This window comes from Pseudomonas protegens (assembly GCF_003732485.1).
GTDB classification, from domain to species: Bacteria; Pseudomonadota; Gammaproteobacteria; order Pseudomonadales; family Pseudomonadaceae; genus Aquipseudomonas; species Aquipseudomonas protegens_B.
Map to the genome: position 1 here is coordinate 364,396 of NZ_MOAK01000080.1, position 13,331 is coordinate 377,726.

Genomic DNA, 13,331 nt, shown 5'->3' on the forward strand with positions numbered 1-13,331 from the left:
CCAGCGCGACCTTGTGCTGATTGGCCCAGCGCACGATGGCCTGGACCTGCTCGGTGGTCTTGGGGAACACGATGGCCGTCGGGGCCGGTGCGAAATGCTTGGTCCAATCCTTGCCGTAAGCATTCAGGGAGTCAGCGTCGGTCAGCACCTTGCCAGGCTCAACCAGGGTCTTCAGCTCATCAATCAGGGCAGGATTGGTCATCGACAGAACTCTCGAACAATTCATGGTCACCCTGAGAACGCTTCACGTCGCAGGAATGAGTGTTTAGCAGGGCGCGTATGCTAGCATACCGCCCCCGCAGGAGAGTGCCCAAGGGCGTTTCTGCGGTGGCGGTTTCATGCCGTCCAGGTCAGCTCAAGCTGTCCATTTCCCTGCCATTTTTCTCCGGGACACAGGTTTACGCAGATGAGCAAGACTTCTCTCGATAAGAGCAAGATCAAGTTCCTTCTCCTCGAAGGCGTCCACCAATCCGCTGTCGACGTCCTCAAGGCCGCCGGCTACACCAGCATCGAGTACCTCACCGGTTCTCTGCCGGAAGCCCAGCTCAAGGAAAAGATCGCCGATGCACACTTCATCGGTATTCGCTCCCGCACCCAACTGACCGAAGAGATCTTCGACCACGCGAAGAAACTGGTCGCCGTGGGTTGCTTCTGCATCGGCACCAACCAGGTTGACCTGTCCGCTGCTCGCGAGCGCGGTATCGCGGTGTTCAACGCGCCTTACTCCAACACCCGTTCGGTAGCCGAACTGGTACTGGCCGAGGCCATCCTGCTGCTGCGCGGCATCCCTGAGAAAAACGCTTCCTGCCACCGTGGCGGCTGGATCAAGAGCGCGGCCAACTCCTTCGAAATCCGCGGCAAGAAGCTGGGTATCGTCGGCTACGGCTCCATTGGCACTCAGTTGTCGGTCCTGGCCGAAGGCTTGGGCATGCAAGTGTTTTTCTATGACACCGTGACCAAGCTGCCACTGGGCAACGCTACCCAGGTGGGCAACCTGCACGAGCTGCTGGGCATGTCCGACATCGTCACCCTGCACGTACCGGAAACCGCGGCCACGCAGTGGATGATCGGCGAAAAGGAAATCCGCGCCATCAAGAAGGGCGGCATTCTGATCAACGCCGCACGCGGCACCGTGGTCGAACTGGACGCCCTGGCGGACGCCATCAAGGACAAGCACCTGATCGGCGCAGCCATCGACGTGTTCCCGGTTGAACCACGCTCCAACGACGAAGAGTTCGAAAGCCCGCTGCGCGGCCTGGACAACGTGATCCTGACTCCGCACATCGGCGGTTCCACCGCTGAAGCCCAAGCCAACATCGGCCTGGAAGTGGCAGAGAAGCTGGTCAAGTACAGCGACAACGGTACTTCGGTATCCTCGGTCAACTTCCCGGAAGTGGCGCTGCCGGCCCACCCTGGCAAGCACCGTCTGCTGCACATCCACGAGAACATCCCGGGCGTGATGAGCGAGATCAACAAGGTCTTCGCCGAAAACGGCATCAACATCTCCGGTCAGTTCCTGCAGACCAACGAGAAGGTCGGCTACGTGGTGATCGACGTCGACGCCGAGTACTCGGACCTGGCGCAAGAGAAGCTGCAGCACATCAACGGCACCATCCGTTGCCGCGTGCTGTTCTAAGAGGTCTTGGCGGTACAAAAAAGGGAGCCCTCCGGGCTCCCTTTTTTATCGCGTTTACGATTATTTCACTGTCACTGTGATTTTCTTGGAAACGATAACCGGGCTGAAAGGCACGTGGTTCTTGTCCCCCAGTTCCAGTTGCAGAGTGTGCTTGCCCGGCGCCAGGGTGACTTCGGTTTCAGTCTGGGCCTTGCCGAAGTGCAGGTGGTTGGCATCCATAGGGATCGGCAGGTTTTCCGCCGGCAGTTGATCGACATCGATCAGCAGGTGATGGTGGCCGGTATTGGCGGTCTGGTCGCCAGCCGGAGCCAGGGCGATGCCTTCAACGCCGAACTTGACCTTGAAGGTCTTGTCGACGATGGCCCCATCGGCCGGGGAAACGATAAACACCTTGGCGCCCGCTGGTGCCTCAGTACGAGGAATTTCCGCTGCGCCGGCCAGCATCGAAGCTCCCAGCAACAGACCGGCCAATGCAGCACGCGACATAAAAATTTTCATTATCTTCTCCAGTTTTTCCGCAAATCTTTTACGGTTATGACAACTTCGTGGCGATTCGTTGTCGAAGGCACTCAACACCTTAGCAAAGCGAGCCTGAACGGCGCATCGCTCATATAAATTCAAGGAGTGACCATGCGTTTCCTGCCTGGCCTGTTACTTTTGCTGCCCCTTGCGAGCACTTGCGCTCAAGCCGAACTGATGGACGATATCAATGACCGCGGCGAACTGCGCATCGCCCTGGAAGCCGATACGCCGCCCTTCAACTTCAAGGACGACGGCAAACTCACCGGCTTCGAGGTGGAGTTGGGGCAGTTGCTGGCCAGTGAGCTGGACGTGCGGGCGGACTTCGTGGTGACCGCCGCGGCCGAATTGCTGCCAGGTGTGGAGAGCGGCAAGTTCGACGTGGCCATCAACCACATAGCAGTGACCCCGGAACTCAAGGATCGTTTCGATTTCAGCGAGCCCTACAGCTATTCCAGCGCCCAGTTGATCGTGCGCAAGGAAGAACAACGCCCGTTATTTTCCCTCCAGGCCCTGCGTGGCCAGGCGCTGGGCGTGGCTCAAGGCAGCCAGTTCGTTGATCAGGCACGGACCGTGGAAGGCATCAACCTGCGCAGCTATGCCGATGCCCAGCAACCGATCAAGGATGTGGCGGACAAACAGATCGACGCGGCCATCAGCGACCGTCTGCTGATCCCCTACGCCATTCGCGACAGTCGCCTGCCGGTAAAGGAAGGAGCCAAGGTGGGCCCGACCCTGAGCCTGGCGATTCCCTTCCAGAAAGGTAACCCGGCGTTCCAGGCGAGTCTGGACAGTGCCCTGCAGCGGATCAAGGCAGATGGGCGACTGATGGCCCTGTCGGAGAAGTGGTTCGGCATGGATGCGAGCAAACCGCCCAAGGCTGAAGCCGGGCAGTAACCCTTGCCCGATAGCCGCCGCAAGCTGCGGCTACAGGGCGGCCAGGGCAGCAGCGGCCTCGGGCAGTTGCAGCTCACTGAAGACTTGCACGCCGTGGCGCTGCAATAGCGCCGCGGTCACGCCCTCGCCCTGAACCTTGATGCCGCTGAAGGTGCCGTCATAGGTAAGCACATTGCCGCAGGACGGGCTGTTGGCCTTGAGCACGGCGATACGTATCCCGTGCTTTTCCACCAGGTCCAGGGCCTGCCGGGCACCAGAGAGGAATTCGGCGCTGACATCCTCGCCTTCCGTGGTCATCACCGGCGCCCGCCCCTCAAGCACATCGACGCCTTGCCCACCTGGGATCTCCGCCGCCGCCCGTGGCGTCGGCAAGCCGCCGGCCACCTCCGGGCACAGCGCAACCACCCGCCCCTCCTGCAGCCAGGCGGCCAGTTGATCGAACGGGCCGCTGGCAGCGCCGTCGTAGCGTACGCGGTGGCCCAAAAGACAGCGGCTGACCAGGATCTTGTGCATGTTCAGAACGGCTCGTTACCACGACGCCGGAACCAGCCGGTCAAGGACAGGCGATCCCGAGTCGCGGGCAGGACTTCATGGGGGACTTCACCGGAAAGAAACACCACCAGTCGCCCCCCGACAGGGACCACATCGTATTGCCCCTGGTCATTGAGGTACATGCGCAATTGCCCGCCGTGATCGGGCAGCCACTCCTCATTGAGGTAGATCACCGCCGAGACCATGCGCCGATCATCATCGCGAAAGCGGTCCACGTGACGCTTGTAAAACGCCCCCGGCGGGTACATTGCGAAGTGGCATTCGAAGTCCTCAAGCCCGAGAAACAGGCCTCGATTGAGGGCCTCGCGCAGGCTGTCCATCAACCCCAGATAGGTATCGACAGCCTCGGCCTGGCCGGGCTCGAGCCACTGGATATGGTCGCCGCGAATACCCTCGCGTATTTCCTGAGCCGGGCCACGTCCTACCGCCGCTGGCGCCAGTTCACCTTCTGTCGCACGTTTACGGCACTCAGCCGCCAGTTCGAGGGTCAGACCCTCGGGCAGGAAAACATTCTGCTGCGACCAGCCACAGGTGGCCAGGTCGTCGACGATACGCAACAACAGCGGATGATCAGAGGGTATTTGCATGGCGCGCATAGTATCCAGCATCAGATAAATCCGACAGAGCCACAGAGCGGAGGATCACGCATTTTTTTCCAATGCACTTTCCACTCATTACTTTAGCGGGCGATCCTGATACGAATTCTCGACAACCATCGCCTTGCCCCGGAGAATAGTCGCCTGCTGACAGGAGTCCTTATGCGCCGTTTGCTTTTCTCACTGTTGATGTTCTGCGCCTTGCCTGCCTGGGCAGACAGCCACGACCAGTTGTACAAGGTCGCCGGTTGGCCGGAACAGCGCGCGCATTTCAACGATGCCCTGAGCGCCGCCCAGCAGCGCTACCAGAACAGCTTGCCGCCGGCGGTCTACCAGGCCCTGGTGGACAACAGCAACCAGCGCTTCGCGCCCCAGGCCGTGGACCGTCGCGCCGAAGAGCAACTGCGCCAGCATCTCGCCAATCCCGCTCCCGCTCTGGCCTTCTTCCAGTCGCCCCTGGGCCGCAAGATCGTCGCCGCCGAATTGCTGGCCACCCGTCGCGACCAGTTGGCCAAGAATGCCCAGGGCCTACCGAAGATGCAGGTCAGTGACAACCGCCAATTGATCATCGGCCACCTGGCCCAGGCGCTGCCGGCCAAGGAGGCCGGCGCGGAAGTCAGCCTGGCAATAGCCGGAGTCGCCGCAGACAGCCTGAGCCAGATGATTCCCGGTCTGCTGGGAGGGGGTCAGGCCCAGGGCATGCTCAACGGTCAGCGCCAGCGATTGATGCAGCAGATCGGCAACGACCTGAACAACACCCTGCTGTACGTTTATCGAGACCTGTCCGACACCGAGCTGGAAGAATTCGCGACCTTCGCTGAATCCACTGAGGGCAAGGCCTATTACCAGGCAGCCCTGGCAGCGATCCGCGCCGGCCTGGCAGTCGGTCAGAGCACCTCCAGCCTCACGCCCTGAACCCTGGGGCTCATGCTGTCCGGCGGCGCGACCCAGCCCGTGAATCAAACGTGCTGGGTGAGAAAGGCGAAGTACTGATCGCGGTACAAGGGAATTTCATTCGCCAGATGATGCCGCGCCTCCGGCAGCATCAAGACCTCGGGCGCGGTGAACTTGCCGCGAATCACTTGCAGGTTGTGCTCCCAATCCACCGTCATGTCCGCCTGCCCCTGGACGATCAGCGGCTGCCTTGAACTGCGCGGGGCTGCCTCCAACCGCTTGATCCAACGTGCCAGTGCGCCGACCCAGGCAGTGGGCAAACGTTGTGGCTGCAACGGGTCGGCCTGGAGGAAGGCAAGAAAATCCGGGTCGTTGGAGTTCTCGCTGAAACGCCGGGCAATGCCACTGACAAACGGCCGCAACAGGTAATAGCTGAGCATCGACCAACCCCAGGCACGAGGTCGTACCAAGGGTGACAGCAGCACCACCTGCCCCTGGGCCGGGCTCTCGGCGCCCTGGTTGAGCAAGTGATCCATGATGATCGCGCCACCGGTGCTTTGCCCGAACAAGTGCCAGGGCTGGGGCAACTCAAGGGACTGCGCCTCGGCGAACAGACCTTGCAGTACCTGTTGATACACCGCGAAATCATTGATGCTGGCGCGCTCGCCACTGGACAGGCCATGCCCCGGCAGGTCACAGGAAATCACCACGAAGCGGCGCTGCAGTGCCCACTCGATCACATGCCGGTACAAGCCCATGTGGTCGTAGAAGCCGTGGAGCAGAAACAGTGTTGCCTGTGGCTGTTCCGGCCACCACACCTGCGTGACCACCTCGTAGCCCTCCACTTGAAAACGCCCCAGGCGACTGCGTGGCACGAGCGCCCGTCCGGCGAAGTCCAGCCCATAGAAGCGCTGATAGGCCTGAGCCTCCACCGACAAGGGCTGCCCAGCCACCAGGGGTTGCAGGCTGGCGCGCAGGTGGTCGGGGTCGAAGGTCACGGACATTGAGTTTTCCAAACGGGGGGGTACCGGGAACAAAACAGGCTTTCTAGGCCTGCGATATTCATCTGTCGCAGCAAGCATGGCAAGCTACGCGACCTTCGAGGACCGATCTTAATGCGCCAGTCTTACCGCACGCCCCTGCTTGCCAGCCTGCTCGTCCTGATCTGCGCCGCGGTGCTGTGGTACGCCTACGACTGGTTCCAGGGACGCTATCTGCGAGCCTTCAGTGAACACACCGCGGTGTTCTCCGGCGACCCGCTGCAACTGCCCGCCGAGCTGGCCGGCCCCGGCACCATCCGCCTGGTGCACTTCTGGGACCCGGCCTGCCCCTGCAACGTCGGCAACCAGCAGCACCTGGCCGAACTGATCGAAATCTACGGCCCGCGGGGCGTGGACTTCTATTCCGTGCAGAAGCCCGGCAGCCACGGCCAACTGCCCGCCACCCTGGGCCGCCTGAAGCCCCTCGACAGCCTGCCCGGCGCCGAACAGATTCCCGCCAGCCCGGCCGTGGCGATCTGGGACCGCAACGGCAAGCTGGCCTACTTCGGGCCCTACAGTGAAGGCCTGACCTGCAACTCCAGCAACAGCTTTATCGAACCCATCCTCCAGGCACTGGAGAGCGATCGCCAGATCAATGCTACCCACACCTTGGCGGTAGGCTGCTACTGTCCCTGGCCAGTCACTGCCAATTAAGGCATTCGCGACTATTCAAGGACTGCCTCCTGCGCGATGCCCATGACTTGTGCTAAATCTCTGCAGCTCTTCCAAGGCGGCACTGAAAACAACAGCAAGGAGCCCGCATGAAACGCAGCCTGACCGTCGTCGCCGTCCTGATTCTCGCCGTGCTGGCGGGTGTCGCCGGCTATCTCTACAGCAAGCAGCCGACGCGTCAGGGCCAGGTGGAAGTCCGCAGCCTGCAAGGCTCGGTCACTGTGCGTTACGACGAACGCGGCGTACCCCATATCCGCGCGGAGAACGAAACCGACCTGTATCGCGCCCTGGGTTACGTCCACGCCCAGGACCGGCTGTTCCAGATGGAAGTCCTGCGGCGCCTGTCCCGAGGCGAACTGGCAGAGGTTCTGGGGCCCAAGCTGCTGGATACCGACAAACTGTTCCGCAGCCTGCGCATCCGCGAGCGCGCCGACAGCTATGTGGCCGGGCTCGACCGTCAGTCTCCCGCCTGGAAGGCCCTGGAAGCCTATCTGGACGGCATCAACCAGTATCAGGACAGTCACGCCAGCCCCATGGAGTTCGATGTCCTGGGCATCCACAAACGGCCATTCACCGCAGAAGACACCGTCAGCGTCGCCGGCTTCATGGCCTATAGCTTCGCCATGGCCTTTCGCACCGAACCGTTGCTGACCTATATCCGCGACCAGTTGGGCAACGATTACCTGAAAGTCTTCGACCTCGACTGGCAGCCCAAGGGCGTGCTGGCCAAGGGCAAGCCGCAACCGTCCCTGCCCCTGGCCGCTGTCGACTGGCAGGACCTGGGGCAGATCGCCCTCCTGAGCCAGCAAGCCCTGAGCGAGGCCGGACTGCCGCAATTCGAAGGCAGCAACGCCTGGGCCGTGGCCGGCGCTCGGACCAAGAGCGGACGCCCACTGCTGGCCGGCGATCCACACATCCGCTACTCCCTGCCGTCGGTGTGGTACGAGGCGCAACTATCGGCTCCGGGCTTCGAACTCTACGGCCATCATCAGGCCCTGGTGCCCTTCGCCTTTTTGGGTCACAACCTGGATTTCGGCTGGAGCCTGACCATGTTCCAGAACGACGATCTCGACCTGATCGCCGAGAAGGTCAACCCGGAGAATCCCAATCAGGTCTGGTTCCATGACAAATGGGGCGACCTGATCAGCAGCGAGCAACAGATTGCGGTCAAGGGCCAGGCGCCGGTGACCTTGACCCTGCGCCAGTCGCCCCACGGCCCGATCATCAACGACATGCTCGGCACCACCGTGGGCAAGGCCCCCGTGGCCATGTGGTGGGGCTTCCTGGAAACCCCCAACCCGATCCTCGATGGCTTCTACCAGCTCAACCGCGCCGATACCCTGGCCAAGGTTCGCGCGGCCTCCGCCAAGGTCCACGCCCCCGGGCTGAACATCGTCTGGGCCAACGCCAAGGGCGATATCGGCTGGTGGGCGGCGGCGCTGCTGCCCAAGCGCCCGGCCGGAGCCAAACCGGCGTTCATTCTCGATGGCAGCACAGCCATGGCTGACAAGGAGGGCTTCTACCCCTTCAGCGCCAACCCCCAGGAAGAGAACCCGGCCCGGGGCTATATCGTCTCCGCCAACTTCCAGCCCGTCTCCCCGACCGGCATGGAGATCCCCGGCTACTACAACCTCGCCGACCGGGGCCAGCAACTGGACCGTCAGATCAGTGACAAAAGCGTGAAATGGGACCTGGAAAACACCCAGAAACTGCAACTGGGCACCACCACCGCCTACGGCCCGCGCCTGCTGGCCCCCTTGCTACCGGTGCTGCGGGAGGTGGTCAGCGGTCCCGAAGAACTGAAACTGGTGGAGCAACTGGCGAAGTGGCAGGGCGACTACCCCCTGGACTCCACCAATGCCACCCTGTTCAACCAGTTCCTGTTCGACCTGGCCGACGCCACCTTTCATGAAAAGCTCGGCGATGCCTACTTCGACGCTTTGATCCAGGCCCGGGTGGTGGATGCCGCCCTGCCCCGGCTGGCGGCCGATCCCGATTCCCCCTGGTGGGACAACCGCACCACGCCCCAGCGTGAAAGCCGCGCCGATACGGTCAAGGTGGCCTGGCGCGCCAGCATCGACCACCTCAAGCGCACCCTGGGCGCCAACCCCGCGCAATGGCGCTGGGGCACCGCCCACACGCTCACCCACGGCCACCCATTGGGGATGCAGAAGCCCCTGGACCGGGTATTCAACGTCGGCCCCCTGGACGCCCCGGGCAGCCATGAGGTGCCTAACAACCTCACCGCCAAGATCGGCCCAGCGCCCTGGTCGGTGGTCTACGGCCCCTCGACCCGACGCATCATCGACTTCGCCGACCCGGCCCACAGCCTGACCATCAACCCGGTGGGCCAGAGCGGCGTGCTGTTCGACAAGCACTACGACGACCAGGCCGAGGCCTACATCGAAGGGGTCTACCAACAGGCGCACTTCAGCGAAGAGGAAGTCACCGCCAACACCCGCAGCACCCTGAAGCTGCTGCCGGCCCGCCGCCCCTGAGCGCCCCGCCCCGTAGGAGCTGGCTTGCCAGCGAAGAGGCCAGCAAGCCTGGCGTACATCTCGCGAACGCTTTCGCCGGCAAGCCGGCTCCTACGGCGAGACGGGCGGCATGGGGCAATAAAAAACCTCGCTCCCGGTTACGGGGGCGAGGTTTTTTTGTTGCGTACCTGAGGTCAGACAGCTTCCGGCGCCTGGGCCCGACGTACGTCCGGCTGCTTCCAGGAGTCGGCAGCACTCTCTTCGATGGCTTGCTGGATCGCGCGCTTGCGGGCTTCTTCGGCGCGACGGCTGAAGAACCAGACCAGGAAGGTCACCAGGGACACTGCCAGCAGGATCAGGCTGGCCACAGCGTTGATCTCCGGCTTGACCCCCAGGCGCACCGCCGAGAACACTTCCATCGGCAAGGTGGTGGAACCCGGGCCGGAGACGAAGCTGGCCAGTACCAGGTCATCCAGGGACAGGGCAAAGGACATCATGCCGCCAGCCGCCAGCGACGGCGCGATCATCGGGATGGTGATCAGGAAGAACACCTTCCACGGCCGCGCGCCCAGGTCCATGGCCGCCTCTTCGATGGACAGGTCAAGCTCGCGCAGGCGAGCCGACACCACCACCGCCACATAAGCGGCGCAGAACGTGGTGTGGGCGATCCAGATGGTGACGATCCCACGCTCCTGAGGCCAGCCGACCGCCTGGGCCATGGCCACGAACAGCAGCAACAGCGACAGGCCGGTGATCACTTCAGGCATCACCAGCGGCGCAGTCACCAGGCCACCGAACAGGGTGCGACCCTTGAAGTGAGTGATCCGGGTCAGGACGAAGGCCGCCAGGGTGCCCAGGGCCACCGCGGCAACGGCGGTGTAGCAGGCAATTTCCAGGGAGCGCAGGACCGAGCCCATGAGCTGAGTGTTATCCAGCAGGCCGATATACCAGTTGATCGACCAGCCGCCCCATACCGTCACCAGCTTGGAGGCGTTGAACGAATAGATCACCAGGATCAGCATCGGAAGGTAGATGAACAACAGGCCGAGCACCAGCATCAGGCTGGAGAAACTGAAGCGCTTCATTCCTTGCCCTCCATTTCCTTGGCCTGACTGCGGTTGAACAGGATGATCGGCACAATCAGGATCGCCAGCATCACCACTGCCAGTGCGGATGCCACCGGCCAGTCACGGTTGTTGAAGAACTCTTGCCACAGCACCTTACCGATCATCAGGGTTTCCGGGCCGCCAAGCAGTTCCGGAATCACGAACTCACCCACCACCGGGATGAACACCAGCATGCAGCCGGCGATGATGCCGTTCTTGGACAGCGGTACGGTGATCTTCCAGAAGCTGTTGAAGGTACTCGAACCCAGGTCGGCCGCGGCCTCCAGCAAGCTGGTGTCGTGTTTCACCAGGTTCGCGTACAGCGGCAGGATCATGAACGGTAGGTAGGAATAGACCACGCCGATGTACACCGCGATGTTGGTGTTGAGGATCTGCAGCGGCTCGTTGATCCAGCCCATGGACATCAGGAAGCCATTGAGCAGGCCGTTGTTGCTGAGGATGCCCATCCAGGCATAGACCCGGATCAGGATCGCAGTCCAGGTCGGCATCATGATCAGCAGCACCAGTACGGTCTGCATCTCTTTACGGGCACTGGCGATGGCATAGGCCATCGGGTAGCCGATCAGCAGACAGAGGATGGTGCTGAAGAACGCCATCTTCAGCGAGCCGAGGTAGGCCGCGATGTACAGCTCGTCGTCCCCCAGCATCGCGTAGTTGCCGAGGTTGAGCAGCAACTGCAGCTTCTGGTCGACGTAACTGTAGATCTCGGTGTACGGCGGAATGGCCACGTCCGCTTCGGCGAAGCTGATCTTCAGGACAATGAAGAACGGCAGCATGAAGAACAGGAACAGCCAGATGAACGGGACTCCGATGACCAATTGACGGCCACCGGGAATTATTCGATTGAGTCGGCGCTTGAGCTTTCGCATGTTCATGAGCGCAGTACCACGCCGCTGTCGTCTTCCCACCAGACGTAGACCTGATCACCCCAGGTCGGCCGCGCGCCACGGCGCTCGGCGTTGGCGACGAAGGACTGCACCAGCTTGCCGCTCGGCAGCTCGACGTAGAACACCGAGTGGCCGCCCAGGTAGGCGATGTCGTGGACCTTGCCGCTGGACCAGTTGTACTCGCAGGTCGGCATCTCGGCGGTGACCAGGAGCTTTTCCGGACGGATCGCATAGGTCACCGACTTGTCCTGGACCGAGGTGCTGATGCCGTGGCCGACATAGATATTGCGATCCAGGTCCTTGCAGGTGATCAGCGCATGACCTTCGGCATCGTCCACCACTTCACCTTCGAAGATGTTGACGTTGCCGATGAATTCGCAAACCAGGCGGCTGACCGGGGTTTCATAGATGTCGATCGGGCTGCCGATCTGGGCGATCCAGCCCAGGTGCATGATGGCGATACGCTCGGCCATGGTCATGGCCTCTTCCTGATCGTGGGTCACCATGACGCAGGTCACGCCTACGCGTTCGATGATCTCAACCAGTTCCAGCTGCATCTGCGAACGCAGCTTCTTGTCCAGGGCACCCATGGGCTCGTCCAGCAGCAACAGCTTGGGACGCTTGGCCAGGGAGCGGGCCAGGGCCACGCGCTGACGCTGGCCGCCGGAAAGCTGGTGCGGCTTGCGCTTGGCGTACTGGCTCATCTGCACCAGCTTGAGCATCTCCGCCACCCGGGCGTCGATTTCCGCGCTGGGAATCTTGTCCTGCTTGAGGCCGAAGGCGATGTTCTGCGCCACGGTCATGTGGGGGAACAGGGCGTAGGACTGGAACATCATGTTGATCGGCCGCTCGTAGGGCGGCATGTCGGTGATGTCCACACCATCGAGGAAGATTCGCCCCTCCGTTGGCCGTTCGAAACCGGCCAGCATCCGCAGCAAGGTGGACTTGCCCGAACCCGAGCCGCCGAGCAGAGCGAAGATTTCGCCCTTCTTGATTTCCAGGGACACATCGTCCACGGCAACCGTCTCGTCGAACTTCTTCGTGACCCGGTCGATTTTGACCAGCACCTGCTTGGGTGTCTGGTCGCCCTCGAGGGCTTTCTTATAGGCGCCGGAGGCAACTGCCATTTGCGAAACTCCCAACAAAATTTGCAGCCCGCCCCACGTGGGCGGACCTTGGATAGTTTGAGCTGTGAAACTATTTACCCGTCTTGACCTTGGTCCAGCTGCGGGTCATCAAGCGTTGGATATTGGGTGGCAACTCGGTGGACACGTAGGTCTTTTCGAGCACGGCCTGCGGTGGATAAACCGCTTCGTCGGTGCGAATGGATTGCTCCATCAGTTTGTCCGACCCTGGATTGGGGTTGGCATAACCGACGTAGTCACTGACCTGGGCAATCACCTCAGGTTGCAGCAAATAGTTGATGAAGGCGTGCGCTTCCTTGACGTTGCTCGAGTCCTTGGGGATCGCCAGCATGTCGAACCACAGGGCCCCGCCCTCTTTCGGAATCGCATAAGCGATGTTCACGCCCTTGCCGGCATCGGCGGCCCGGGCCTTGGCCTGGAACACGTCGCCGGAAAACCCGATGGCCACGCAGATATTGCCGTTGGCCAGGTCCGAGATGTACTTGGACGAATGGAAGTAGGTCACGTAAGGACGCACCGCCAGCAACTTGGCCTCGGCCTTCTTGTAGTCCTGGGGGTTGGTGCTGTTGGCGTTCAGCCCCAGATAGTTGAGGACCGTGGGCATCATTTCATCGGCGGAGTCGAGGAAGGCCACGCCACAGCTGTTGAGCTTCTTGATGTTCTCCGGCTCGAACAGCACGCTCCAGGAATCGATCCTGTCCACGCCCAGCACGGCCTTGACCTTGTCGACGTTGTAGCCGATGCCATTGGTGCCCCACAGGTACGGCACCGCGTACTGGTTGCCCGGATCGTTCATTTCCAGACGCTTGAGCAGCGCCGGGTCAAGGTTCGAATAATGGGTCAGCAGGCTCTTGTCGAGCTTCTGGAAAGCCCCGGCCTTGATCTGCTT

Annotated in this window: 14 protein-coding genes; 5 read left to right on the top strand and 9 right to left on the bottom strand. The window is 61.9% G+C overall.

Annotation, left to right across the window (positions count from 1 at the left end; all coding sequences use genetic code 11):
• Positions 1-202 (bottom strand): FAD-binding oxidoreductase (locus BLX41_RS36065; RefSeq protein ID WP_404942790.1); only part of this gene is annotated, 202 nt, incomplete at its 3' end.
• Between the two features lie 204 nt (positions 203-406).
• Here BLX41_RS36065 and serA point away from each other — a divergent pair.
• The gene (serA, locus tag BLX41_RS22950; RefSeq protein ID WP_011064084.1) at positions 407-1,636 is read left to right on the top strand and encodes a phosphoglycerate dehydrogenase; all 1,230 of its coding nucleotides are present in this window, start codon (positions 407-409) and stop codon (positions 1,634-1,636) included.
• A gap of 60 nt (positions 1,637-1,696) precedes the next feature.
• Here serA and BLX41_RS22955 read toward each other — a convergent pair whose 3' ends face one another.
• Positions 1,697-2,134, bottom strand: a complete 438-nt coding sequence (locus BLX41_RS22955; protein ID WP_123726722.1) for a DUF4399 domain-containing protein — start codon at positions 2,132-2,134, stop codon at positions 1,697-1,699.
• Between the two features lie 132 nt (positions 2,135-2,266).
• Between BLX41_RS22955 and BLX41_RS22960 the strand changes: the two genes are divergently transcribed.
• Positions 2,267-3,052: a transporter substrate-binding domain-containing protein gene (locus BLX41_RS22960; RefSeq protein ID WP_123726723.1), complete on the top strand. Its 786-nt coding sequence runs from the start codon at positions 2,267-2,269 to the stop codon at positions 3,050-3,052.
• 30 nt (positions 3,053-3,082) lie between these two features.
• Here BLX41_RS22960 and BLX41_RS22965 read toward each other — a convergent pair whose 3' ends face one another.
• Both BLX41_RS22965 and BLX41_RS22970 read right to left on the bottom strand, forming a co-directional pair.
• Positions 3,083-3,565: a 2-thiouracil desulfurase family protein gene (locus BLX41_RS22965; protein WP_123726724.1), complete on the bottom strand. Its 483-nt coding sequence runs from the start codon at positions 3,563-3,565 to the stop codon at positions 3,083-3,085.
• Between the two features lie 2 nt (positions 3,566-3,567).
• Positions 3,568-4,200 carry a 2OG-Fe(II) oxygenase gene (locus BLX41_RS22970; protein WP_123726852.1) on the bottom strand — a complete coding sequence of 211 codons (633 nt, stop codon included), beginning with the start codon at positions 4,198-4,200 and terminating at the stop codon, positions 3,568-3,570.
• Positions 4,201-4,362: 162 nt separating this feature from the next.
• On the opposite strand from BLX41_RS22970, the gene BLX41_RS22975 reads away from it, so the two are divergent.
• Complete coding sequence (locus tag BLX41_RS22975; RefSeq protein WP_123726725.1) at positions 4,363-5,115, top strand: DUF2059 domain-containing protein; 753 nt, start codon at positions 4,363-4,365, stop codon at positions 5,113-5,115.
• A 44-nt stretch (positions 5,116-5,159) separates the two neighbouring features.
• On the opposite strand, the gene bipL is transcribed toward BLX41_RS22975, so the two are convergent.
• Positions 5,160-6,098, bottom strand: a complete 939-nt coding sequence (bipL, locus tag BLX41_RS22980; protein ID WP_123726726.1) for a phospholipase BipL — start codon at positions 6,096-6,098, stop codon at positions 5,160-5,162.
• Positions 6,099-6,209: 111 nt separating this feature from the next.
• Here bipL and BLX41_RS22985 point away from each other — a divergent pair, with 111 nt between their 5' ends.
• Together BLX41_RS22985 and BLX41_RS22990 are read left to right on the top strand one after the other, a co-directional pair.
• Complete coding sequence (locus BLX41_RS22985) at positions 6,210-6,788, top strand: DUF6436 domain-containing protein (protein ID WP_123726727.1); 579 nt, start codon at positions 6,210-6,212, stop codon at positions 6,786-6,788.
• A gap of 107 nt (positions 6,789-6,895) precedes the next feature.
• Positions 6,896-9,304 carry a penicillin acylase family protein gene (locus BLX41_RS22990; protein WP_123726728.1) on the top strand — a complete coding sequence of 803 codons (2,409 nt, stop codon included), beginning with the start codon at positions 6,896-6,898 and terminating at the stop codon, positions 9,302-9,304.
• Positions 9,305-9,477: 173 nt separating this feature from the next.
• On the opposite strand, the gene BLX41_RS22995 is transcribed toward BLX41_RS22990, so the two are convergent.
• From BLX41_RS22995 to BLX41_RS23010, 4 genes are all read right to left on the bottom strand, one after another.
• Positions 9,478-10,368, bottom strand: coding sequence for an ABC transporter permease subunit (locus tag BLX41_RS22995; RefSeq protein ID WP_123726729.1), 891 nt, complete (start codon positions 10,366-10,368; stop codon positions 9,478-9,480).
• Positions 10,365-11,246 carry an ABC transporter permease subunit gene (locus BLX41_RS23000; protein WP_185073750.1) on the bottom strand — a complete coding sequence of 294 codons (882 nt, stop codon included), beginning with the start codon at positions 11,244-11,246 and terminating at the stop codon, positions 10,365-10,367. Before BLX41_RS23000 ends, BLX41_RS22995 begins: the two co-directional genes overlap by 4 nt.
• A gap of 35 nt (positions 11,247-11,281) precedes the next feature.
• Positions 11,282-12,424: an ABC transporter ATP-binding protein gene (locus tag BLX41_RS23005; protein ID WP_123726731.1), complete on the bottom strand. Its 1,143-nt coding sequence runs from the start codon at positions 12,422-12,424 to the stop codon at positions 11,282-11,284.
• A gap of 70 nt (positions 12,425-12,494) precedes the next feature.
• Positions 12,495-13,331 (bottom strand): polyamine ABC transporter substrate-binding protein (locus BLX41_RS23010; RefSeq protein WP_259745106.1); only part of this gene is annotated, 837 nt, incomplete at its 5' end.